This window comes from Alkalibaculum bacchi (assembly GCF_937875145.1).
Taxonomy (GTDB): domain Bacteria; phylum Bacillota; class Clostridia; order Eubacteriales; family Alkalibacteraceae; genus Alkalibaculum; species Alkalibaculum bacchi_A.
The window spans coordinates 26,065-49,651 of sequence record NZ_CALNCS010000005.1 but is presented as its reverse complement, the minus strand read 5'-3'; the positions used below and the strand labels follow the sequence as shown (position 1 = coordinate 49,651).

Annotated in this window: 21 protein-coding genes and 1 riboswitch; of the genes, 4 read left to right on the top strand and 17 right to left on the bottom strand. The window is 35.3% G+C overall.

Annotation, left to right across the window (positions count from 1 at the left end):
• Positions 1-223 precede the first annotated feature (223 nt).
• The 3 genes from Q7P22_RS00365 to Q7P22_RS00355 all read right to left on the bottom strand — a co-directional run bounded on the left by Q7P22_RS00365 (position 224) and on the right by Q7P22_RS00355 (position 2,912).
• A complete protein-coding gene (locus tag Q7P22_RS00365; RefSeq protein ID WP_303859579.1) occupies positions 224-457 on the bottom strand; it encodes an alpha/beta-type small acid-soluble spore protein in 234 nt (77 codons plus the stop codon).
• A 359-nt stretch (positions 458-816) separates the two neighbouring features.
• A complete protein-coding gene (locus tag Q7P22_RS00360; RefSeq protein ID WP_113920250.1) occupies positions 817-1,959 on the bottom strand; it encodes an O-antigen ligase in 1,143 nt (380 codons plus the stop codon).
• A 374-nt stretch (positions 1,960-2,333) separates the two neighbouring features.
• Entirely contained in the window at positions 2,334-2,912 is a 579-nt protein-coding gene (locus tag Q7P22_RS00355) for a DUF3793 family protein (RefSeq protein ID WP_303859578.1), read from the bottom strand.
• Between the two features lie 124 nt (positions 2,913-3,036).
• On the opposite strand from Q7P22_RS00355, the gene Q7P22_RS00350 reads away from it, so the two are divergent.
• The gene (locus Q7P22_RS00350; RefSeq protein ID WP_303859577.1) at positions 3,037-3,462 is read left to right on the top strand and encodes a hypothetical protein; all 426 of its coding nucleotides are present in this window, start codon (positions 3,037-3,039) and stop codon (positions 3,460-3,462) included.
• A gap of 217 nt (positions 3,463-3,679) precedes the next feature.
• Here Q7P22_RS00350 and Q7P22_RS00345 read toward each other — a convergent pair whose 3' ends face one another.
• The 3 genes from Q7P22_RS00345 to moaA all read right to left on the bottom strand — a co-directional run bounded on the left by Q7P22_RS00345 (position 3,680) and on the right by moaA (position 5,760).
• Entirely contained in the window at positions 3,680-4,123 is a 444-nt protein-coding gene (locus Q7P22_RS00345; RefSeq protein WP_113920253.1) for an MOSC domain-containing protein, read from the bottom strand.
• Between the two features lie 201 nt (positions 4,124-4,324).
• Positions 4,325-4,801: a cyclic pyranopterin monophosphate synthase MoaC gene (moaC, locus tag Q7P22_RS00340; protein WP_170128206.1), complete on the bottom strand. Its 477-nt coding sequence runs from the start codon at positions 4,799-4,801 to the stop codon at positions 4,325-4,327.
• Positions 4,798-5,760, bottom strand: a complete 963-nt coding sequence (gene moaA, locus Q7P22_RS00335; protein WP_303859576.1) for a GTP 3',8-cyclase MoaA — start codon at positions 5,758-5,760, stop codon at positions 4,798-4,800. Before moaA ends, moaC begins: the two co-directional genes overlap by 4 nt.
• A 182-nt stretch (positions 5,761-5,942) precedes the next feature.
• Positions 5,943-6,091, bottom strand: a riboswitch (molybdenum cofactor riboswitch).
• Positions 6,092-6,231: 140 nt separating this feature from the next.
• Between moaA and Q7P22_RS00330 the strand changes: the two genes are divergently transcribed.
• Positions 6,232-6,723 carry a molybdenum cofactor biosynthesis protein B gene (locus tag Q7P22_RS00330; RefSeq protein ID WP_113920256.1) on the top strand — a complete coding sequence of 164 codons (492 nt, stop codon included), beginning with the start codon at positions 6,232-6,234 and terminating at the stop codon, positions 6,721-6,723.
• A 247-nt stretch (positions 6,724-6,970) separates the two neighbouring features.
• Here Q7P22_RS00330 and Q7P22_RS00325 read toward each other — a convergent pair whose 3' ends face one another.
• The 10 genes from Q7P22_RS00325 to Q7P22_RS00280 all read right to left on the bottom strand — a co-directional run bounded on the left by Q7P22_RS00325 (position 6,971) and on the right by Q7P22_RS00280 (position 18,032).
• Positions 6,971-7,768, bottom strand: coding sequence for a DUF975 family protein (locus tag Q7P22_RS00325; RefSeq protein ID WP_303859594.1), 798 nt, complete (start codon positions 7,766-7,768; stop codon positions 6,971-6,973).
• A gap of 256 nt (positions 7,769-8,024) precedes the next feature.
• Entirely contained in the window at positions 8,025-10,085 is a 2,061-nt protein-coding gene (locus tag Q7P22_RS00320; protein ID WP_303859575.1) for a HAMP domain-containing sensor histidine kinase, read from the bottom strand.
• Entirely contained in the window at positions 10,060-10,755 is a 696-nt protein-coding gene (locus Q7P22_RS00315) for a response regulator transcription factor (RefSeq protein ID WP_113920259.1), read from the bottom strand. Before Q7P22_RS00315 ends, Q7P22_RS00320 begins: the two co-directional genes overlap by 26 nt.
• A 154-nt stretch (positions 10,756-10,909) precedes the next feature.
• Positions 10,910-12,262: a HAMP domain-containing sensor histidine kinase gene (locus tag Q7P22_RS00310; protein ID WP_303859574.1), complete on the bottom strand. Its 1,353-nt coding sequence runs from the start codon at positions 12,260-12,262 to the stop codon at positions 10,910-10,912.
• Positions 12,252-12,944, bottom strand: a complete 693-nt coding sequence (locus Q7P22_RS00305; RefSeq protein WP_113920261.1) for a response regulator transcription factor — start codon at positions 12,942-12,944, stop codon at positions 12,252-12,254. Before Q7P22_RS00305 ends, Q7P22_RS00310 begins: the two co-directional genes overlap by 11 nt.
• 219 nt (positions 12,945-13,163) lie before the next feature.
• A complete protein-coding gene (locus Q7P22_RS00300) occupies positions 13,164-13,376 on the bottom strand; it encodes a hypothetical protein (RefSeq protein ID WP_113920262.1) in 213 nt (70 codons plus the stop codon).
• 10 nt (positions 13,377-13,386) lie between these two features.
• Positions 13,387-13,620: an SHOCT domain-containing protein gene (locus tag Q7P22_RS00295; RefSeq protein ID WP_303859573.1), complete on the bottom strand. Its 234-nt coding sequence runs from the start codon at positions 13,618-13,620 to the stop codon at positions 13,387-13,389.
• A 424-nt stretch (positions 13,621-14,044) separates the two neighbouring features.
• The gene (locus tag Q7P22_RS00290; protein ID WP_113920264.1) at positions 14,045-15,340 is read right to left on the bottom strand and encodes a glutamate-5-semialdehyde dehydrogenase; all 1,296 of its coding nucleotides are present in this window, start codon (positions 15,338-15,340) and stop codon (positions 14,045-14,047) included.
• A 173-nt stretch (positions 15,341-15,513) separates the two neighbouring features.
• On the bottom strand, positions 15,514-16,623 hold the full coding sequence (locus Q7P22_RS00285; protein ID WP_303859572.1) for a Ger(x)C family spore germination protein: 1,110 nt from the start codon (positions 16,621-16,623) through the stop codon (positions 15,514-15,516).
• Complete coding sequence (locus Q7P22_RS00280) at positions 16,620-18,032, bottom strand: spore germination protein (protein WP_303859571.1); 1,413 nt, start codon at positions 18,030-18,032, stop codon at positions 16,620-16,622. The genes Q7P22_RS00285 and Q7P22_RS00280 overlap by 4 nt, the downstream gene beginning before the upstream one ends.
• Before the next feature lie 174 nt (positions 18,033-18,206).
• Here Q7P22_RS00280 and Q7P22_RS00275 point away from each other — a divergent pair, with 174 nt between their 5' ends.
• A complete protein-coding gene (locus Q7P22_RS00275; RefSeq protein WP_303859570.1) occupies positions 18,207-19,313 on the top strand; it encodes an endospore germination permease in 1,107 nt (368 codons plus the stop codon).
• A gap of 52 nt (positions 19,314-19,365) precedes the next feature.
• Positions 19,366-21,540 (top strand): DNA topoisomerase III, encoded by a 2,175-nt coding sequence (locus Q7P22_RS00270; RefSeq protein WP_303859569.1) that lies wholly within the window; start codon positions 19,366-19,368, stop codon positions 21,538-21,540.
• Positions 21,541-21,782: 242 nt separating this feature from the next.
• Here Q7P22_RS00270 and Q7P22_RS00265 read toward each other — a convergent pair whose 3' ends face one another.
• Positions 21,783-23,132, bottom strand: coding sequence for a CCA tRNA nucleotidyltransferase (locus Q7P22_RS00265; protein WP_303859568.1), 1,350 nt, complete (start codon positions 23,130-23,132; stop codon positions 21,783-21,785).
• Positions 23,133-23,587: the final 455 nt, after the last annotated feature.

The following is a 23,587-nucleotide window of genomic DNA, read 5'->3' as shown; positions in this document are numbered from 1 at the left end:
CGGCCAGCGTTGGCCATCCGTATTTTTGCTATCTACGGTAGCATTGGTATCAAAAATTAATGATTAGTAGGTATTTTTATGCTAAGCTTAGCTCCTAAACTATGCCATTCTTAAAACATCAGAATAAAAATTTTATAAATCAAATAAATAGCCAAAGGCGATATTTACGCTCTGGCTATTACCTTGTTGTTTTCCTTTCAACATTCAGCTTTCCGCTTTCTGCTTATTCGATTGTATTTTCAAATCTTTGTCTTTCCGCTTCAATCATTCTCTTGACCATTTGTCCACCAATAGGACCGCCTTCCATTCCGTTTTGTTTTGCTGGTAAGTCTCCCTTATAATGATCATTGTTTTCTTTGCAGTACTGTAAATGTCCAATTTCTTCAGCACATTCTAATTTGAATTTTGTCATGGCTGCTCTTGCTTCAGGTACTAGTGTTTTCTTTGGTTTTGACATATCTTCACCTTCTCTATCTAATTGAACTTTATATTTTATTTATTACATACTATTATTATGTCGAACTTTAGATTTTTTATTACGAAAATTCTTGTCAAATTAAGGAAAATACAAAAAGTTATCAACATATCACCAAGTTATCAACATATACACAATGATTAATTGCCTTTATTTTCATAGAATATCTATTCTATTTATGTATACTAGTCGATTTACTAACAAGGTAATTTTAATTATCCACAAGTTGTTAAGCTTTTAAACAAATTTGTGCATAACTTGTACACATATTATATTAAATGCATTTATTTCTATTTTTATCCTTAAATAAAAAAGTTCTAAATTCAAACAGAACTTAGAACTTAAGCTTTTCTATTTATATATCCTATTTCTTTAAATACGAGCTCCGGATATGTTTGAGTCTGGTATTGTTTTGCTAGACTTAAAATAATAGACGAACACACAAAGAAGAGAATTCCCCCTTGAGGAGCCATAATAATAAAATCCACAATGCCATGTCCCACAATCATCCCTTGAATGGAAGCCAATAAAGGAAACGCAGGATTATTATTTTTGCCGAGTAAAAACAATAATCTAATAATGTAACTTTTCACCCATAAATATAATGTTAAACCTACAGCGCCGTATAAAGCAAGCATACTTATCCATATATTATGAGCATGAGTCTTCTTTATATTCTGCCATATTCCAAAAGTTCCCCAACCAGTAATAGGTTTATCTAAAAACAAATGTATGGATTTTTCCCATATAATATTTCTGCTCTTGGCTGGATGATTGATTTCTGGAGACAATAGTGCGAAGACAAGAACTGCAACAAAGATGGCTATTAATGTAATCCTCGCAACTTTATTCTTATTACACAGTCCATATACTAGTATTCCAAGTAGTAAACCTACAGTAGCCCCCCTAGAACCTGTTGCTATTAAAGCTAGGGCAAAGACCCCCATACTAAGCAAATACCATCCTTTTTTGTCTTCTTTTTTTCGTCCATACAAGTAAAATGCCAATAACACCATAGCTGCAAACCAAGCTCCGGCAATATTGGGATTTCCAAAAGTGCTATAAATTCTATAATTTTCTACAGTAGGTTTATAAGGTCCTTTAAAATATAGATCAGATGTCCAGGTCATATCTACAAAATAGGAAGCTAGTTTTTCAATTAAACCTAAAATACCTGCCATAAAAGAACAAGTCCAAACCTTATGCAAAAATTTATCAATCGTCTCCTGATTTTTCAAATAATCCTGTAAATAAATATTTAAGCTTATATATAACAATAAAAGAAATGATGCTAGCGCTGATAAAAGCGATTTATTGGCTATTCCTGATATAATAGACCAAATAAAGAGTAAAAACAAACCTACATTGATAGGATGTAGGATAATGGGTATTTTCTTTTTATATATTAAAAAAGCCATTATAATAGGAGGCACCACACTTAGGTAAGGACTAAGTACTGTGGCCAATATTCCAATATTCAACATAAATTACACCTGTTTTTCTTTATATATGTCTTTAATTTTATCACATATTATGGAAAAAGTTATGAATATATTGTAAATATTACATTAAGCTTTCATAAAGCATCTACAACACTTTAGTTCTAAGTCTTACGTTGTAAGTTCTAATTAAAACCTTTTAGATTACAATGATGAACGAGATAGAGCGTTAATGCAAGAAAGTGCCTTTGGCACTTTAGCCATCAGCAATCAGCTGCAAGCTATCAGTGCTAGGGTCGAGTCTCACAGGTCAAAGATTCAACTACACATAAAGATGGCTTATATAATAGTTAAATTCAAAAGTAAAACTTTCCTAATACACTAGATTAATTTTTCTATTACAAAATATAAGATAATTTTTAGCTGATATAGCTTAGTATCGTATCTAATGTATGAACTCTAGCATCATCATATTCTTGAAATATCTGAATAGCATAATTTACATCATTATACACTTTCCAATATCCATTTAATAAATAGTTTTTTCCGCCATTTAAAACAAAGCCCCTTACATCTTCAGAGGGGATTCCTAAAAAAAGTCCAATTTCATGAGGAAATTCTTTTATATAATTTTCTTTTAATTTCTCTAGCTGGCTATTTAGATCTCCAGTATAACCTTTACTTGTGAGAATTTGTCTAATATCATTTCTTTGTAAATGACTTTTCAAATTCTCCTCCTTATAAAATAAAAAAGTTGAGCTACTAGTACCTTCTCTAAGGCAAAAGACCTGCAACCCAAAAAAATCGGCTATATCATCCTGATTCTCCATCCATAAATCTAACAGATTTTGACGCGAATTTAGAGTCAATAAAGAAGACGGCTTAATGGATTGTATTGTCGGAGCAACTCCAAAACCAATGGTTGCAATTAATTGATCAAGCCCTCTTAGTCTATTTAGTTTGCGAATACAGTTCCATTGTATTTGATGATCTCTCACAATAAAAGCACCTCCATGCTCTTATTGTTTCCTGTTTTTATATTAAATTTGCTTGTTAAATTTGGTATTTTATTTACCAAAAGTTTATAAGTATAGCTTGATTTCTTAGAACAATAATAAAGATATGGAAAAAAATATGTTTATACACAGATATATTATTTACGGCCTAATTGGTATATGCTTAGAGATTTTTTGGACAGGATTAGAGTCTTTACTAAACAATAATTATACAATGGAGGCGAAAACTTCAGTTTGGATGTTTTTTATCTATGGTTTGGCTGTATTCTTTGAACCAATCCACCATAAAATGAAAAGAATAAACCCTATGTTTAGAGGTCTGATTTATATGATCCTCATATACACAGTAGAGTTTTTAACTGGAGGTATACTTAAGGTTTTACTAGGCGCATGTCCGTGGAATTACACGGATTGGGGATCCTTTTATGGATTGATTACCCTATCCTTTATGCCTGTTTGGTCTGCATTAGGATTTATATTTGAAGGAATACACCGTGGACTGGATACTATTGATATGAGATTAAGAGTGTAGTATAAAGCGGAAAGTGGAAAGGCTATAGCTACCGATGGTAGCTATAGCCTTTTTTAGTGCCGAGGCACATTTTCTTTACTCTGCCTATTATAATAGATTATCTTAATACTTAGTTGGTAGAGATCCTTCGCTTCGCTCAGGATGACTGAGGCAGGGGCTAGGGTCCTTTTCTCGCCTCTAGGCGAGTTAAGATTTTGCTGACCACCTTACCACCTGACTACCTTACCACCTTAGTTACTACAATTTCATCTCCAGGTCGAATAACGCCACCTTTTAACACTTTCGTAAAAATCCCTTCTGTAGGCATAATGCATTTTCCTACTTGTTGCTTTATAGCGCAACCAGTATGGCATTCTTTTCCTATTTGAGTGACTTCCATAAGCACATCGTTTATTTGTAATTTTGTACCAACGGGTAAAGTATGTAATTCTAAACCTTCAGTAGTCAAGTTCTCAGCAAATTTACCAGCGTCAAGATTTTCTACACCTAGTGCAATCATCTTATCTATACTCTCTTGGGCTAATAGACTTACTTGTCTATGCCATTTTCCACCATGGGCATCGTCCTTTAAACCAAAATCTTCAATAAAAACGCCTTCAGGTATAGGTGTCTTTATAACACCTTTTTTTTCACTTATATTAATAGCAGTTACTTTAGCCATGCCTTACCTCCAATTTGATTTTTATTTCATGTCCATATAGCAGGGTCCTTCTTTTAACAATAGTTGAACCATTGTTGAACGATCGTTAAACCATAGCTAAACAATTGTTAGTAAATATTCATCAACCACAACGGTAAGAGCATCATTCTCTACATTACTTCGCCTTTAGGCGAAATGTGGTTTTGCTGACCACCTGACCACCTATTTCTCAAACGTTCCCGACTTCCCACCAGTCTTTTTCACCAGTGTAATATCACCTATTACCATTCCCCGATCTACAGCTTTACACATATCATATATGGTTAATGCTGCAATGGAAACAGCAGTTAATGCTTCTACTTCAATTCCCGTTTTATAGGTGCATTTTGCTATAGCCGTAATTTCTATGGCTTTTTCCGCTCTATTTGGTTTTAATTCAACTTTGACAGAATCTATAGGAATATTGTGACACATGGGGATTAATTCATAGGTTTTCTTTGCCCCCATAATGCCTGCTATTCGAGCAGTAGCTAGTACATCACCTTTTGGGGTGTTCCCTTCTATAATCATATCCAAAGTCTCTAATTTCATTGATATTTTACCTACGGCGATGGCTTCTCTTTTAGTCATTTGTTTTTCCGAAACATCTACCATCTTTGCATTTCCTTTTTCGTCTATATGTGTAAGACTCATAGCTATCCTCCAATTTTATTCATACTTCTCACAGATGAGAAGTCCTTTCCAAAATTATGTCCCTGTGGCTTGTTATAAATTGTATCTTGTATTAAATGATCTAGTTTATCAGGATATTTTCGAATCGTCTCTATTAAATCAATTTCTCCATTATTTCCCAAACAAGGTTTTAGCTTACCATCGCTAGTTAATCGGATCCTATTACAAGTTGAACAAAATTTATGGCTCATAGGGCTAATAAATCCGACCTTTCCCTTGTAACCATCTATTGTATAATAGGTAGCAGGTTGACCTTTATTGCTTTTATAATCAAATACCAATTGAGGGCGAGCTTCGATGATTTCTTCATTTGGAATAATTTTATCTGAATTAGCCTCTCCAAAAGGTCCAATAGGCATAAGCTCTATAAATCGAACTTGTAAGGGCATATCCTTTGTCAACTCTATAAAAGAATCGATTTCATCGTCATTTACTCCCTTTACTAGAACAGTATTGATTTTTACAGGTTGCAAACCTATGGCCAAAGATTTTTCGATACCAGCTAGAGTATCTTTTAATTTACCCCCTCCAGTTATATAAGAAAACTTGTCTTCTTTTAAGGAGTCCAAGCTTATGTTTAACCGAGTCAAACCAGCTTTCTTTAAGGTTTCTGCCATCTTATTTAACATAACGCCATTGGTAGTCAATGAAATATCTTCAATACCTGAAATTTTAGCAATTCTTTCAATGATTTCGCATGCATCTTTTCGAATGAGTGGCTCTCCTCCTGTAATTCGGACCTTTGAAATTCCAATTTGAGCCATAGAGCGGACTACTGATTCAATTTCCTCTGCTGTAAGGTGTTTTTCTCGTTCCTCTGCACATTGTTCTCCCTCTGAAGGAGAGCAATAAATACACTTTAAATTGCATTTTTCTGTAATTGAAATTCTCAAATATTTTATTTCTCTATTAAATCGATCCTTCATTTTTTCACATCCATTTAAGGATTTCTCCTGTATTTTGTTTTGCCTTACTTTTACATACTTAATTAAAATATACAGATTGCTTGTTGTAATTGTTTACAATTTGCATAAAGAACCAGAGATTTTTCACAAAGGAATAGAAGAAAAGGATATGAATTAATATGTAAAAAAGAGTACAAAAATTAATCATAACAATATCTTCTCCTTTTCAAATCCTCAAGAAATACCTTTCATTTCTCTCGGTCATTCGGAAGGCAAGGTCGTTTCCAAACTTACCCACGGTCAATCAACCATAGTATCCCTTAGGTTGAGCAACTCGGAGTTATTATATTTATAGTTTAATTCACGTAGACAAGGATGTCAAGTATATGAACGATAGTTTAATAATTATTTAACGATTATTCGTGTAAGGCCATGGCAAGCGACACTTCTTTATGTTACAATACAGTTAAAATACGCAAAGGAGTGTTTCTAATGATAAAGGTTGGAATCTTAACTGCCAGCGATAAAGGTCACAAAGGGGAAAGAGAAGATAAAAGCGGTAAAGTCATACAGGAAAGAGTAGCTGAAATAGATGGAGAAGTAGTTGAATACCTAGTCCTTCCCGATGAAAGAGAAGTCATTAGTAGTGCATTGATTCGAATGGCAGATGAACTACATTTAGATTTAGTTCTCACAACAGGTGGCACCGGTTTCTCTCCACGAGATATTACGCCAGAGGCTACAAAAGATATTATTGAAAGAGAAACGCCAGGCATCCCCGAAGCAATAAGAGCAGAAAGCATGAAAATCACAAACCGAGCTATGCTGTCAAGAGCTGCTGCGGGCATTCGAGGTAAGACATTAATCATCAATATGCCAGGAAGTCCAAAAGCCGTAAATGAAGCTTTAGATATAATCTTACCAGCTCTAGGTCATGGCATTGAAATCCTAAAAGGACAAAGCGGAGAGTGCGCCAGGAAATGAGAAGTTGGAAGTGAGAGTTAGAGGTGAGAGCTTGGGTAGGCTCTGGGGTCTAAGATCCTTCGCTGTCGCTCAGGATGACTAAAACAGGATCCTAAGCTAGCTTTGGGATCCTGTTGTGTCAAAGATACCGTTTTGTGTCGAAGGTATCCTTTCACCATAGCTGCTGCATTGTCATCCTGAGGCTTTAGCCGAAGGATCTTACTTTTTCTCGCCTCTAGGCGAGATTGTACCTTTCCGCTTTCAGCATTCAGCTTTCCACTAAATCGTGCGCCGATATCAGTCCTGATTCAATGGCTTCTTTTCTAAGTTCTATGTAAAGTTCTGCTTTTGTAGCGTTTTCGTAAGGGAGTACGAATAGAATTCCTATTCCTAGTGCAATCATTCCTAGTATATACCATCCAATAAAAGACAGATCCAAGACCCACATATTAAACTTATGTCCTTTTGTCATGTTCATGCTCATCTGAATGGCTACATCCGTTTCCATTTGAGGATTATCTGCTAAAATATAAGGTACCATACTATAGGAGTAAGATTTTATAATACCTGGTATAATTAGCAATAAACTCCAGAAGAAGATATAAAGATCTCGAAAGAACATGGTCTTTACAATATTTAAATAGTTGCCCTTCGTAAATCCGTATCCTAAATAGTTTAAATCTGCGCCGTATCTAGAAGATTGCACAAAGAACTTTCGCCCACCCATTTCTAAAGGATACCCTAGAAAAATACGTAAAGCAATTCCTACAAGGAGAGCAATTAGAGCAATGATACCAAAGACAGCTAAGAGATATGCTAACATCTCCCCATCCATAATGGAGTCGAAAGGGATCTCATTGCCGAAACCATTGAAATCACCACTACTGTAATTATACTCGTCTAAAAAATTCGCACCAGTCTCATTTCCCATCCGCGCTCTCATGGAAGACGAACCACCGCCAGAGCCTCCTACAATAGCTAAAATAATACTGACTAAGAAAGATTTCCAGTAGGTAACTTTTAACACGCTTTTCGCTCTCGTTTTTAATTCTGCACGAGTCCACATCATTTATCACACCTTTTCATAATATTGAATACCTTTATTATATTATATGATTCTTTATTATGATATACATATTTTAAGATGCTTATTAATTATGCTACTGCATTTTTCATCTGAAGGAGCTTGCAACGAAGGATTTCTCAAAATAATATTAACAGGTATAAATATCAGAATAGTTGGGGTCTAATACAAGAAGTTTCATTTTAATTATCTATTACTTGCTCTTCGTCGTTCATTTGTAGAGATCCTTCGCTGACGCTCAGGATGACTGACTCAGGGGCATCTCTATTGTTACTTTAAACAAATCCCCGTCTATATTGATGCTAAATTTGCCTCCTTGAATAGCAGTTAAACTTTGTGCTATAGACAATCCCAGTCCTGAACCTTCTGTAGTCCTAGATTCCTCACCTCGCACAAATCTTTGTGTTAGTTCTTCTGGACTTATATCTAAGGCTTGAGCAGATACGTTTTTCATGATAATTCTTCCATAGCCATCTTCTACATCTGTTTCAATATACACTCTCGTATAGGGCATGGTGTATTTAATAACATTAGTAAATAAGTTTTCTGCTATTCGCCACATATGCTTGCCATCTGCTTGTATAAGTATATCTTCTACGATGGCATTTGCTCTGATTTCGATATTCTTCTCCTGCAATTTTTCCTCGTATTCTCCAATGGATTGTTGTACTAGTTCATTAAGATCTAAAGTTTGCAATTCTACATTTAAATTGCCACTTGATGCCTTGCTCGCCTCTAATAAATCATCAATTAATTGTTTTAGTCGATTTGACTTTTCCTCTAGTATACTTACGTATTCCCTTGTATTTTCACCTTGCAAATCTTCCCGCTTCAAAAGGTCCACATAATTGATAATAGATGTAAGAGGTGTCTTTAAGTCGTGAGATACATTAGTAATGAGCTCTGTCTTTAGCCGCTCTCCTTTTATGGCATTATTTACAGCCTCTTTCATTCCATCTTTGATTCTCACGATGTCTCCATAAAAACCTCTAAAAGGAACGACGATATCTTCTTCATTGTATTTTTCTGTATAATTACCATATGCGTATTCTTTTGTTATACTCATAATCTTTTCTAGTGAACTAAGGGTTTTTTGTACATATAAAAAGGCGTATATATTAAAAGCTACAAACCCTAAAAAGGCTGCAAGACTAATAATACCATTGCCGCTTGCAAACATGAGGATTACAATAATGCCATTAGCTATTACATATATTATGAAAGATATTAAAATTCCTATGAAGAACTTCGTTCGAAAACATACTTTAAACAAATTATGACTTATCGTATTGGTCAATAAGCTTTTGTTCTTTAGCTGCCTTAGAAACGATAAACCTAGCAATAAAAACACATTCATATATGAGGCTAATAAAACTTCGCTTCTATAATCACGTGTAAAAATATCTCCTAAGCCCGTGGCAAATATAAACTCTACGGAAGATCTCAAAATTACAATAGCAAACAGCGCTATTATAATTTGTATTTCATTGTATATCTTCATAGATTTTCTAGGAATTATATTTCCATTGCTATTTCTCCCTATAATTCGCACTAGGATTCCTAGGCTTAGAATAAAAGTAATTACAGCAGCAATAAATATGGATCTCACTTTTGGATAAATACTCAAATTCCTATTAAATTCTGTACCTTCAACAAAGAATTCATCTCCCATACGAAGGGATTTATAAACAGCAGTATGAACTTTGTAATCTGTTCCCTTTAACATCTCCATGATATTGCTATTATAATTATAATATCCTTTATTATCTGCTCGATATTGATCGAAATACGCATAATTTGTTTGATTTTTTAAAAACTCTATAGGGTTATTATCTTCTATATTCGTATAAACTTCCTCTGTATTAAAATTTTCTATATAGTATAGAAAATTTACATTGTTAGAAAGATTTTGCTCAATTCTATAAAGACGATCAAATTTGTTTTGTATCTCTGAGTCTACCTGCTCTTTTACAAAGGGTTCATCAATAACGATCCCCTCAGTACTAGCAGATTCCTCTAAAACACCGTAGTGATCTCTTATCTTATCTTTTCGCAAATTCTCTTCCATGGATTTAATATTCTCTTCTGATTTTAATTCTACATAATATTCAGTAATATTGTGTATTAAATCATTATATCTCTCTTGAAATTCATCAGATTCACTATACTTTTTGGCGGTCCCTAAATCTCTTAAATAACTTCCTGCTGGATGCAGTACAAATACACTAGCTATCATAATGATTACAAGTATAAACTTAAGTAAACCATATAAACTAAAGCTTTTCGATCTTGTATCCAATACCCCACACCACCTTTAAATATTTTGGTTCCTTTGGATTGATTTCTATTTTCTCTCGAATTCTTCGAATATGAACAGATACTGTGTTTTCCACACCATAGGAGATTTCGTTCCAGACTCTCTCATAAATTTGATTGGAAGAAAATACTCTACCCATATTTTCCATAAGGTATTCTAAGATACCGTATTCCGTAGCCGTCAGTTTAACTGCTTCTCCATCTACAGTCAGCTCCTTTGCCTCTGTATCTAGTTCTAATCCTCCTGTTCGAAGTACACTAGCTTTAGGGGCAATGCTCCCTAAGCGAGTATACCTTCGCATCTGAGATTTTACCCTAGCCATTAATTCTAAGGAATTAAAAGGTTTTGTCACATAATCATCTGCACCCATATTAAGTCCTACTATTTTATCCGTATCTTCTGATTTTGCAGATAATAGAATAATAGGTACATTTTCATTCTTTCGAATTCTGATCATGGCAGAAAGTCCATCGAGCTTTGGCATCATAATATCTAATATAATCAAATGAATTTCATTTTCCTCTAATATAGTAAGAGCTTCTATGCCATTTGTTGCCCTAAAGACAGTATAATTTTCTTGTTTTAAAAAAATCTCTATAGCATCCAATATGGCTACATCATCATCACATACTAAAACCTTTAAATCATCCATACTTTTCCCCCTAAAATTTCATCATCACTACTTCACTTTTATTCTAACAGAGTACTATTACAAATAATCTACATAATTCTTAAGAATTTCTTAAACTCCATGCTAATCATGACTAAACAAGAAAAGCTATCCTATTAAAAAGATAGCTTAATCATTATTCGTCTTGTATTGTACTAGGAATATTTACAACAAAAGTCGTTCCTTTCCCTTCTACTGAGGAAACGTCAACTCTTCCACCAACTCGTTCTATATTGTTCTTTACTACGAACAGTCCTAATCCTTGACCTGTTATCTTTCCAACATTAGAACCACGTACGTAAGGATTAAATACAGTCAAAAGGTTATCCTTAGGAATTCCAATACCTGTATCCATTATTTTTAATTCAATTCGATCTCCCACTTTTTTTATGTCTAGTTGAACTTTTCCACCCTTAGGAGTGAATTTATAAGCATTGGTTAAAATATTATAGATCCCTTGAGTCAGAAGGTATCTATCTGTAGTCCCAACAATCCCCTTCTCTCCTAGAAATGCTAATCTTACTCCCTTGTCTTCAAATTGCAGTTTAAATCCCTTTATTATTTTGTTGATTTCTTCTGTTAGATCAAAAGTTTCAATCTTTAAGGGATCTTTTGCTTGTTCTATTTCAAATATCTCCTTTAGATTCCCTATTACATCTGTTAATGTGTCCACCTGATTTATCAAACTCTCTAGTCGGTTTTCATCCATTGTCACAATACCATCTACAGCCCCTTCTAATTGAGATTTCATGATAGTTAAGGGTGTTCTTCCTTGATGAACTACCGTGTCGAGCTTTTGCTTTCTCGCCTTTTCCTTCATCCTCAGTTTTGTAGCTAATAGAACCAAGCTGTTTTGAATTTCTGTAATCTCTGTAATATGAGATAGTGGAAGCTCCTCTTCTAAATTTAAATCTAAACCCTTGGCATAATTAGCCGTGTTCATTAAGTCCTTGGCAGTTTTTCTGCTGATGAGAATACTTACCACCAAGGCCATGAGTAAGACAATTCCACCTGATATTAAGCTCGTATTCAACAATTCCTTTTTAAATAATATAGAAGTAACCGAATCCTCAATGGATCCCTGCCTAGTGATAATGAGTTTTCCAATACTATTTTGGCCATCTTCTAAATTGTATTCATCTCTTACTTCTGAGTTCTCTCGTCCCATCATCTGTCTATGCATTCTACCCATACCCATTTTCTTAGCAGAGAGGATGATTTGCCCGGTTGAATCGTAAATGGATATCTCAGTTATGGGATCATCTAAATACTTCTGCATTTCCATTTGCATTTGTTTTTTAGTTATGAGCTCATTGTGTAAAATAAACTCAGCATACTCTTGAATTTCTTTCATTTGTTTTTCGTAATTTTGTCCAATATAACGGACAAAATATTTGTCAATTAGTATGCTGTAAAGTGCGGAATTGGTGATAATTGCTATCGTGGCTATGAGGATTAGTGTAATTAACCATTGCTTTTTAATGCTCATGTTCATTTCCTTCGAATACATAACCTGCACCATACCTAGTCTTTAGATACTGAGGATTTTTAGAATCCTCTTCTATCTTATGGCGTATTCTCTTAATATACGTATCAATGCTTCTATCATACCCCTCATAATCATTTCCGAGAGCTTTTTCAATAAGTTGATCTCTAGATAAAACCATGCCCACATTATGAAAAAATACATATAGTAAATTAAATTCCATGGAAGTAATTGGTATTTCCATTTTACCTTTAAATAATTTATGGCTGTCCACATGTAATTCAAAAGGATGGATATGAAGAATATGCTCACGCTCTTTATGGGAGTACACCCGCTTAATAAGCACATGAACTCTCTTCATCAATTCCCTCGGGCTAAATGGCTTTATAACATAGTCATCTGCCCCAAGATCAAAACCCTGAAGCCGATCTACCTCTTCCTGCTTTGCCGTCAGCATAATAATAGGAATTTGAGATACCTTTCTGATCTCTTCTAAAACCTCAAATCCATCTATACCTGGCATCATAATATCTAGAATCACGATATCTATTCTTTGATCATAAAAAATAGCTAAAGCATTGATTCCATCGTCAGCAGAGTAAACATGATATCCTTCACGAGTTAGGTATTTACTAATAATCTCTTGTATCTCCTTTTCATCTTCTACCACAAGGACATTGTACATAAAAAGCTCCTCTCACTGTATTAGATTATATCTTAATTTTAAGTTTAACTCTATAACTAGAAAAGGACAACCTTTAAGGTTGCCTTTTTTAAAGCGCCATGAGGCGCTTTAGTTCTAAGTTGTACGTTGTAAGTTCTATGTTAAAACAATTGTTTTCACTTCCAACATTACAACTTATAAGGTTTTTCGTAAGCGACTAATTAACTTTGTACTTTTTAGTTAATTATAATAGGGGCAGTCTTCATTATTTCTAAAGTATTGCATTCCCATACCTTGCCTTCCTCTTCCTGTACCCCCACTTACTTCATATTCTTCATTTTCGGTTGATTGAACCATATCTTCTAAGGAATTTTGAATTAGTACGCTTCCCACAATTCCTGTAGCCATGAACAAGAAACCCACAATAATCAATAAAACAATTCCTTTTTTCAATCCAATCCACTCACTTTCTTTTTAATACTTCTTTTTTCTTTAGATATTCTTCTTCTGTAATCTCTCCTAAAACAAACTTCATTTTTAATTCCTCTATCATTTGATGATCCTTTGATGTAAATATTTTTACAGCCCAGATGACCAATGCAGCTGTTAGCAAAAATAAGCCTAACATCATAAGTGAGCCCCATAAGCCTCCACCAGCAAAACAAGCTCCATTTGCATAAAATCCTCTACCCATCATATTATCACTCCTCGTATTTGTTAAGAACCTTTTTCGTTCTTGGATACGTCTTTTCATCTATTTTCTTATTTACATATCGGTTTATGATTACTCTAATCATCCTTTCTATTTCTTTCTTTGAGATGATTATAGTCAAAGATTGTGGCAGAAATATGACAGGAAAGTGCCCTTGGCACTTTCAGTCATTAGTCTCTAGTCACCAGCTTTGGAGTATTCCTTTTGAGTCGGTTTAGAGGTGAAGATTCTTCGCTGTGCTCAAGAATGACTGAGTAGTTAGCTAATGTTTGATTCGTGCGTCTCTTTAAGTGCCGAAGGCACATTGTTGACCCAAAAGGAATACCCGATCCTGATAGCTGATCGCTCGCCGCTAAAAAAAGTTATCTCATTTTTAATGAGATAACTTTTTTTATATAGTCTATTTTGTTTAGAGCTTAAATTCTTTATCTAATTTCGTATGCTTGTAGGTCCTTTTATGGCTTTCATAATCTCCTACAATATTACCATGTCCAATCATCTTATATTTGTAAATTAAAAGACCTTCTAAGCCTACAGGTCCCCTAGCGTGGATTTTATTGGTGCTAATACCTACTTCTGCGCCAAATCCATAGCGGAATCCATCACTAAATCTAGTGGAGCAATTCCAAAAGACATTACCAGAGTCTACTAAATTCATAAAGGTTTCTACCCGTTCCTTGTCCTCTGTAATAATAGCTTCCGTATGACCAGAACTATAGGTGTTAATGTGTTCAATCGCTTCTAACAAACTGTCTACAATTTTTATAGACAACTTATAATCTAAATACTCCGTCTCCCAATCTTCTTCCGTAGCTACACCTACAGGGATAAACTCTCGCACTCTTTCGTCCCCTACTAGCTCTACGTTTTTTGCTTCCATCCCTTTTTTAAGAAGTGGCAAAAATCTTTTAGCAATATTAGCGTGGACAAGTAATGTCTCTGTTGCATTGCATACGGCTACGTATTGGGTCTTTGAGTCTAAGACTACATTTACAGCCATATCTAAATCTGCGTTTTCATCTACATAAGCGTGGCAAATACCATCTGCATGACCTAATACAGGGATATTGGAGTTTTCCATAATCCATTTTACGAACTCATTGGACCCTCTTGGTATAATCAAATCAATATAGTCATCTAACTTTAACATAGCATTCACGTCTTCTCGCGTTTCAATAAGCTGAATCCATCCTTTTGGCAGACCAGCTCTTTCTGTAGCTGTTTTAATGATTTCCCATAAAATTCGGTTCGTATTGTGGGCTTCGCTCCCCCCCTTTAAGATAACCGCATTTCCACTTTTTAAACAAAGAGTAGAAATTTGAACTAACGCATCTGGTCTTGATTCAAAAATAACCCCAATAACCCCAATAGGGCAACTAACTTTATATAATTCTAAATCCGTATCTAAGGCAGTAGACGCAAGAGTCTTTCCAACAGGCTCTGGCAGTTTTCTCAAACTTTCAATACCAGCAATAACGTCCATAATCTTGCTTTCATCAAATTTTAACCTCTTTAGAAGTGGTGCAGGCAAGTTCTCTTTTTCACTTCTTTCCAGATCCTCTGCATTTGCCTGTAAAACATCTTTCATCCTGCTTTTGAGTTCACTTGCTATTTCAAGCAAAGCTTTATCTTTGCAATCCGTATCACATGCTGCTAAATCTATTGATGCCCTTTTGGCTTTACTTGCCGCTTCATATGTACTCATATTTAACACCTACCAATCCTTAATTTTTCACTCATTACTATAGAGTAAGGCTCCTACTTTAAGACTTAAAGCAGGAGCTTGCCCTCATGTATAAACTGATTAGTATAATAATACTATAGGGGTATTTTTTATGCAAGAGAAAAGCCATTCGCTGTATTTCACTATTTTATGAATTATCGCTGAAAATCTGTAATATTCTGACTAGATTCTATTCTAACTTGCACATCTAATTCAATTTCTGCATTTTCTAAAATATTTGGCACATGAACATTTGGGTATTTTCGACTAAGATCCGTCCCTATGTGAAAGAGGTCAATATTTTGTTCTTGGAACTTATAAAACAACTCCTTTCCTCTCTTTTCCACTTCCTTAGACGCTGCCTCAACAATTTCTTTTTCCTTATCCATTATTTTAGTATTACCTTCTATCCCCATAATAGATGTGAGCAAGTCTATCTGCATTTTTAAGATGACCTTTTCTCCATCGTACTCAATATCTTGTTTTGCCTTATTTTTTAAAATTAGAAGTGAGATCAAATGGCCGCTATCTTCTGGATTTTCTATGGTGAGATTGCTTTCTTTAATATTATTGATCATGGACTGGTAAACTGCTAGCTCTTTAGTATCTAATTTTCCCACCATTTTATCCTCCTTTAGTATAGCTGCTCCTGTCGTAGTAATTCTCTTTTCTTCTGGTTCCTGACATAGTGCAACGGTAGGAAGGAGGCTTATTCTTCCAGATTGTATCCGCTCATTATAAAACTCATTGAGGCGTATGGGCAAAATCTCTTGCTGATCCTTCTGCATGACCATCATATCTTCTAAAAATATCCCGGTAAACTGTTCATCTTGAAGACGAGTACTTAAAAATTCTACAGGATCTCCTTCTAATATAAAGGCAAATATTTTTATTGTAGGCTTTTGATTTCGAAGTATCGTATCTAAATGATCTGTAAGACCATGCTTCGCTAGTCTCTCTGTAAATATAAGGGCCTTCATTACATCGTAGGCCATGGGGTAAGTGGACGACCTTTGCATAGTATAGAACGCTTGATTTATAGTAGCTCCTCTTCCTTCAAGGACTATTCGCTTGCTTGTAGCACCTTGGGTAGTATTGCCTCTATCACCAGAAAACACCTCACTATAAAGGATTACATTACCCGATTCATCTTCGTCAATTAATCCTGAGGCGACAAAATTTACCTTATTCATGTCTTTATAGCCATAGCATCCACTGAAAACAAGAGAAAAGGTGAGCATAATATATAATAACCTTTTCTTCATTCGTTCTCACCCCCCTCATCAAAAAATATGGGATTCCCTATTTCATTTAAAGTCCCCCTATAAATAAGATCTTGGTACTTAAGCACGCTCCTAGTTGCTATTGGATTAGCATAAGGATATCCCACTGTATTTAAATCTGCCATATGGGCAATGAGCATGACAAAGCCTGTATAGAAACCTGGCAATCCTAAGAGGGCGGATAAAATTACTATGAGCGTATTCCAGTAAAAAATTGCAATATACAGCTTCGGCACAAGATAAGAGCATATAGATGTAATTCCTACAACTACAACGGTAATTTGGGAGGCTAAGCCCGACGCCACTGCCGCATCTCCTAATATTAAGGCACCGATAATACTTAAAGTAGAACCAATAGGTTGAGGTAATCGCACAGCAGCTTCTCGAAGGATCTGAAAAAATCCTATCATAATTATGAGCTCTATAATGGTGGGTACAGGCACTACAGCGCGGTACATTGCCAGTTTAAACAAGAGGATCGTTGGTATTAACCGAAAATGATGGGTAACCAAAGCAATATAGATTCCTGGTGCTAATGTAGCTGCCCAAAAGGAGATAAATCGCAAGAACCTAGCGGTATTTGCCATATATTTATTCATAGTATAATCATCTGTAACCTGAAAGGAATCGTTAAAAAAATAAGGAACGATAGCTACATTAGAGCTTCCATCTACTAGCATGATGATGCGGCCTTCGCTGATCTTTTGTGCACAGATGTCTGGCTTCTCAGAATAGCCTACTGTATCAAATGCCGTACCCTTCGCCTTGAGGGATTCCTCAATATTATTAGAGTAAAAGATATAATCTCTACTAATGGCAACGTCTTCAATCTTTTCTCGCACGTATTTTACCACTTCCGCTGGTGCAGTTCCTTCTATATAAAGCATATAGCAGGATGTTAGAGACTTCTTTCCTAATTTAAATTTTTCTGCCTTCATGTCTGATGTCTTTAATCTTCGGCGAATAAGGGAGAGATTGTCTTGAATATCTTCTGAGAAGCCTTCTCGAGGCCCTTTTACAGTAGCCTCTGATGTAGGAATATCTACTGATCTTTTGGCAAAACCAGCTACATTGCAATGGATGACCTCCGTATAAGAAGTAAAGAATAAGAGTACACACCCACTAGAGAGGTGCTCAAAAGCTTCTTCTATAGAACTTACTTCCGACGCTGGGTTAGCGAGTATAGATTCCCTGCACAAGGTTTCTACATCAGAGATTGGTTTATTATAATTTAACAAGGGCTCGATAATGTACTGACTGAGTTTTGTGCCATCTATCATATTTTCTATTCCCACTATCGTAATCAACTCGTCTTGACAATAAATCTTGCGGTAGATTACATCTGAACTATTGTTCAGTTTCTGTTGCAATACTTCTAAACTCAAATCCATCTAATCACCTCATTCCATACACTTTTTAGTTTTTGAAGATATTCTTTTTTTATTCGATAAAACGAAAAATAGTAGTATGATTCAAGCTTACCATGGCAATAATCTCCTTAGGGCACAGCTGATGCATTTTAATTACACAATAAGTAGCTCAATATTAAATAAGAGGTATCAATTATGGATCGATTTAATCCTTATCACTTGATGTTTCTCATATGGTCTGTCAGCATTATTTCTTTAAAAACCTATCCTAGGATATTTTTAGTAGATGGTTGGAGGGACACCTGGGTAGCGGTCATCGTCTCTTCAATACTTATCTTAATAATTGGACTATACTTTATGAAAATTTGGAAATCCTCTGAAGAAAAAAATATAGTCAAAATATATCGGATAGCATTTGGGGAAACCCTAGGAAATGTTTTCATAGGGTTATTTATACTGACGTCGTTTTTAATTTTAATCGAAAGCGCTGGCGTAGAAGCAGATGCTATGCATAATCATATGAGCATTGAAACACCTAAATGGTATTACGGGCTATTTTTTGTCCTGCCAGCCATGTACGTAGTAAATAAAAAAATATCCGCTATAATAACCATTTCTATCGTGGGAATTATCCTCATCTCAATTGCAGGAATTAATTTAGGTGCCTTAACTACCCCAGATAAGAAAGTAGAGCTTTTATTTCCTATTTTTGAAAACGGCATTACAAAAGGCTTTCTCATCTGCATACTAGAGACATTAGGATTATATGGGCACCTTTCTATCGTATTTCCTTATTTAAGCTATATACAAGATAAGAGAAACAAAATGACTATAGCCGTAGTGAGCGCTCTCATCTATCTCATTCAGATGGAAATCGTCTCCGCAATGGGCATACTCATGACCTTTACTCCAGAACGAGCAATTACCATGAATTATCCTAAATTACTGCAGACCCAACTAGTGAGCTTTTATCAATTTTTTGACTTTGGAGAGCTATACGTTATGCTTCAAACTGTAGGGGGCTGGATTCTAAAATACTGTATCACTTTTTACGGAATTTTACTCATTCTTAAGACATACGGCATAACACAAAAGCAAAGAAAATATGTTATTTACATTCTTTCTGCTCTTGTATTTGTCTGTACTCATTTTGCTGTTAGAGATTCCTTGCTCTTCTTTAGGCTATTAAATGCTTTACAATATATTACCCTTGTAAATTTCGTAATGATTCCATTAATCGCATTTTCCTTGCTTCAGATCAAGATAAAATTGCAATTAGCGCAGAAGGACATCAATAATTAACAATCTAATTGTGGTATACTAAGCTATAGAATGAAGTCGAAAGGAAACTACAATGAGTAAAAAATTAGTATTAGCAGAAAAACCTTCTGTAGGTCGTGATATAGCAAGAGTACTAAAATGCAATAAAAAGGGTGAAGGATTTATAGAAGGAAATGAGTACATCGTGACTTGGGCCTTAGGACATCTGGTAGAATTAGCATCTCCTGAAAGATATGATGAAAAATATAAATCATGGAATATAGAAGACTTGCCTATGATGCCTTCTCCGTTTAAATTAGACGTCATAAAAAAATCCAACAAACAATTTCACGCTGTTAAAAAGCAACTAAACCGAAAGGATGTTACAGAAATCATTATAGCCACAGATGCTGGTCGAGAAGGAGAACTGGTGGCTAGGTGGATTACTGAAAAAGCACACTGCCAAAAGCCTATGAAACGTTTGTGGATCTCCTCTGTTACAGATAAGGCCATAAAAGATGGATTTAATCACTTAAAGGATGGTAGAAATTACGACAATTTATATTATTCTGCCTTAGCTAGAGCAGAAGCAGATTGGATTGTAGGAATAAATGCTACAAGGGCCTTAACGTGTAAATATAACGCACAGCTTTCCTGTGGCCGGGTACAGACTCCAACCCTTAATTTAATCGCCACACGAGAAAAGGAAATAAAGGATTTTGTTCCTAAGAATTACTGGGAAGTTGAGCTTAGCGCAAACAGCAACTCTTTTTTATGGAAAAACCAAAAGACAAATGAAAGTCGAATCTTTGACGAGAATAAACTTCAAAATCTCCTAGGGAAATTTCAAGGTCAAGTTCAGGCAAAAGTGATAAAAGTAGATACAAAGGAAAAATCTTCTTATTCACCTCTCCTCTATGATCTAACGGAATTACAAAGAGATGCCAATAGATTATTTGATTTTTCTGCTAAGGAAACCCTATCTATCGCCCAGCGACTATATGAAAATCACAAGGTACTAACCTACCCTAGAACAGATTCTAGATATTTGACTACAGATATGGTCTCTACATTGTCGGAGCGTCTAGATGCCGTAAGAGTACAATCTTATTCCTCCTTTATAAGACAGATCCACATGCCAATTAAAGGAAGCAAACACTTTGTAGACAATAGCAAAGTAAGCGATCACCATGCCATTATCCCTACGGAAGAAAAGGTAATATTGTCAAGCCTTTCTGATGCTGAAAGAAAGATATTTGATTTGGTTGTAAAGCGCTTTCTCTCTGTATTATTTCCTCCTTACAAATACGAACAGCTTCTCATTGAACTTGAAGTATGTGGTGAAATCTTTGTAGCTACAGGAAATCATCCTATTCAATTAGGTTGGAAAGAGGTGTACTCTAAAGATCAGAATCTACAAGAAAACAAAGAGGTATCTTTACGCCCTCTAGAAGAAAATTCTTTTATTGACATTAAGAGTATTCATAAAGTACAAGGTCAGACATCACCTCCTCCCCTTTTTAACGAGGCAACACTTCTATCTGCCATGGAAAACCCTGCAAAGTACATGGACCAAAAAAACAGCAAAATTGCAAAGGTATTAGGCGAGACAGGAGGCCTTGGTACAGTAGCTACTCGGGCGGATATTATTGAGAAGATCTTTCATAAATTCTACGTAGAAAAAAAGGGAAAAGATATTATTACCACTAGTAAAGGGCGCCAGCTCTTAGATTTGGCACCGGAAGATTTAAAATCTCCAGACCTAACGGGAACTTGGGAACTTAAATTAGATGCTATAAAAAACGGAAAATTGGCAAAGAAGAAATTTATAGAGGACATAAAAGTTTATACTAAAGACATGATACAGGAAATCAAAACAGATACGGGTAAGTTTGTCCACGACAATATTACTGGTGAAAAGTGCCCTAACTGCGCAAAACACATGCTAGAACAAAAGGATAAGTTTGGCACGGTCCTAGTGTGTATAGACCGAGAGTGTGGAACACGTAAACGAATAAGCAAGACCACAAACGCAAGATGCCCTCAGTGCCAAAAAAGGCTTACACTACAAGGTCAAGGAGAAGGTCAGATCTTTACTTGTAAATGTGGCTACAGGGAAAAATTAAGTTCCTTTAACAAGCGCAAGAATTCAGAGAAGAAGACTATTACAAAGAAAGAAGCACAAAAATATCTAAAGAAGAATAATCAAGATCAGCCTGAGGTTAATACGGCTTTAGCGGATGCGTTGGCGAAGTTGAAGCTAAAATAAGGTGGTCTAGGTGGTCAGGTGGTCAGCAAAATCATTACTCGCCTTCGGGCGAGATAAAGACCCAAGCTCCTGCTATTGTCATCCTGGAGCGAAGCGAAGGATCCCTACAAACGAACTATAGCGTATAAACTACATAATGAGCGATCACTTAGAACCGAATACAAAACCTTCAATGAACAATGAACATTGAACACGGAACAGCACAAATATGCGACTTACTAAATCCTTATATTGCTCATTATTCATTGTTCACTACGATGTAAGTCGCATATTTGCTGACCACCTTCTCCATATATATGCTTCGCTAAATGAAGCAAGTCTTTCTTGTTATTATCCACTTTTTCCTCAATAACCTCTTCCAAAATCTTCTGTAATATTTCACCTATTAATTTACCTTGTGGGATTCCTGCTTTTATTAGATCTTGTCCATTAATTGCTAAGCCTTTTATAGAATAACAGCTTTTACTCGCAATAATCTCATCTATCAAATAGTTAATTGTACTAATTTTACCTAATTCCTTATCATCTTTAGAATTTTGAGAGAGGGACTTTGCCCTTCTTAGTTGTAATAGTTCTTTTAGGACTTTAGGCGTTAGTTTATTCATCCACTTTTTTATATAGGGTTTATCTTCAATTAAATCTAAATCATAATAGAAAATTAGAGTATAGACTCTATTAGTGGTTTCCTTATCAAAGCGCATATCTTGAAGTATTTTCTTTACTATAAAGGCACTTTTTTCTGAAGAGTGATTATTATCTATATTTTCCTCTTTTTCATAAGACAATATCGCTTGCTTACTTATACTGTGAAGTAGAGTTGCCATTCGTAGATACAAGATAGGTGGTGTATTAACAAGAGTTTTTACGGAAAGTTTGTATGCACGATCATCCTTTGATTGTATCGATAATTCAGGGATGATTACGTCTATTACATCCCAGAATTCTAGAAGAACTTCTTCTACATATTGACCACAAATCATCTTAGAAAACTCTGAAGTAATCCGCTCTATTGAAATGTATTTCAGTTTATCTTTATAAGTATGTATGCTCTTTTTCGTATCCTCCTCAATTCGAAACCCTAATACAGCAGAAAAACGTAATGCCCTCATGATCCTGAGTCCATCTTCTGTAAATCTCTCATCTGGACTCCCTACAGTCCGAATGATTTTATTATATATATCTTCCTTACCATTGAAATAATCGATTATACCTGTTTTGGGGTTATAGGCTAGGGCATTCATGGTAAAGTCTCTTCGCTTTAAGTCTTCCATTAAGCTCTTTGTAAAAAGGACTCCATCTGGACGACGATAATCTGTATAGGTGCCATCAATTCGATAAGTCGTAATTTCTATTGGCATATGATTGATGACTACAGTAAGGGTACCATGTTTTATACCTGTTTCAAGCACTGTAAAAGAAGAAAATAATTGAAGAATTTGTGGGGGTAATGTATTAGTAGTAATATCAAAATCGTGAACTTCTCTCCCAATAAGAACATCACGAACACATCCACCAACGATAAAGGCCTCAAAGCCTGCCTGCTGGATTGTTTCTAGTGCATATGTAATTTCTTTTGGCAATAGGATATTCATTAAAAAACCTCATTTTAAGTGGAAGGTGGAAGAAAAACAAGCCTCGCCTATAGGCGAGAAAATGTAAGATCCTTCGTCGCAAGCTCCTCAGGATGACATACTCTGAGGTTCGGTGTACATTCTCTGGAGTTCGGTGTACATATACTGGAGTTCGGTGTACATATACTGGAGTTCGGTGTACATATACTGGAGTCTGGTGCGCATATACCTGTCATCCTGAGCGAAGCGAAGGATCTTAAGACCCTAGAAGCTTGACCCAGATTGCAACTTCCAACCTTCGTCCTGAGCGTCAGCTCAGGACATTATACATCATTATTTTCGACAGATTGTTTTTTAGCATTTGGATTGTGATTTTGAGCTTCTTGAGTAATTGGAGTTTGCCCATTTGCCTTTTCTTTTCTTACCTTTTTTTATCTGGTTGGCTATCTTTCGTCATACTAACATCTCCTTTAAAT

Excerpts from the sequence above, each read along its gene's own strand:
- Q7P22_RS00265 (WP_303859568.1), bottom strand. The coding sequence starts at position 23,132 with ATGAATATCCTATTGCCAAAAGAAATTACATATGCACTAGAAACAATC.
- Q7P22_RS00295 (WP_303859573.1), bottom strand. The coding sequence starts at position 13,620 with ATGATGGGTAGAGGATTTTATGCAAATGGAGCTTGTTTTGCTGGTGGA.
- Q7P22_RS00360 (WP_113920250.1), bottom strand. The coding sequence starts at position 1,959 with ATGTTGAATATTGGAATATTGGCCACAGTACTTAGTCCTTACCTAAGT.
- Q7P22_RS00310 (WP_303859574.1), bottom strand. The coding sequence starts at position 12,262 with ATGAGCATTAAAAAGCAATGGTTAATTACACTAATCCTCATAGCCACG.
- Q7P22_RS00345 (WP_113920253.1), bottom strand. The coding sequence starts at position 4,123 with ATGGCTAAAGTAACTGCTATTAATATAAGTGAAAAAAAAGGTGTTATA.
- Q7P22_RS00330 (WP_113920256.1), top strand. The coding sequence starts at position 6,232 with ATGATAAAGGTTGGAATCTTAACTGCCAGCGATAAAGGTCACAAAGGG.
- Q7P22_RS00270 (WP_303859569.1), top strand. The coding sequence starts at position 19,366 with ATGAGTAAAAAATTAGTATTAGCAGAAAAACCTTCTGTAGGTCGTGAT.
- Q7P22_RS00275 (WP_303859570.1), top strand. The coding sequence starts at position 18,207 with ATGGATCGATTTAATCCTTATCACTTGATGTTTCTCATATGGTCTGTC.
- Q7P22_RS00290 (WP_113920264.1), bottom strand. The coding sequence starts at position 15,340 with ATGAGTACATATGAAGCGGCAAGTAAAGCCAAAAGGGCATCAATAGAT.
- Q7P22_RS00315 (WP_113920259.1), bottom strand. The coding sequence starts at position 10,755 with ATGGATGATTTAAAGGTTTTAGTATGTGATGATGATGTAGCCATATTG.
- Q7P22_RS00325 (WP_303859594.1), bottom strand. The coding sequence starts at position 7,768 with ATGTGGACTCGTGCAGAATTAAAAACGAGAGCGAAAAGCGTGTTAAAA.
- Q7P22_RS00305 (WP_113920261.1), bottom strand. The coding sequence starts at position 12,944 with ATGTACAATGTCCTTGTGGTAGAAGATGAAAAGGAGATACAAGAGATT.
- Q7P22_RS00285 (WP_303859572.1), bottom strand. The coding sequence starts at position 16,623 with ATGAAGAAAAGGTTATTATATATTATGCTCACCTTTTCTCTTGTTTTC.
- Q7P22_RS00350 (WP_303859577.1), top strand. The coding sequence starts at position 3,037 with ATGGAAAAAAATATGTTTATACACAGATATATTATTTACGGCCTAATT.
- Q7P22_RS00280 (WP_303859571.1), bottom strand. The coding sequence starts at position 18,032 with ATGGATTTGAGTTTAGAAGTATTGCAACAGAAACTGAACAATAGTTCA.
- Q7P22_RS00365 (WP_303859579.1), bottom strand. The coding sequence starts at position 457 with ATGTCAAAACCAAAGAAAACACTAGTACCTGAAGCAAGAGCAGCCATG.
- moaA (WP_303859576.1), bottom strand. The coding sequence starts at position 5,760 with ATGAAGGATCGATTTAATAGAGAAATAAAATATTTGAGAATTTCAATT.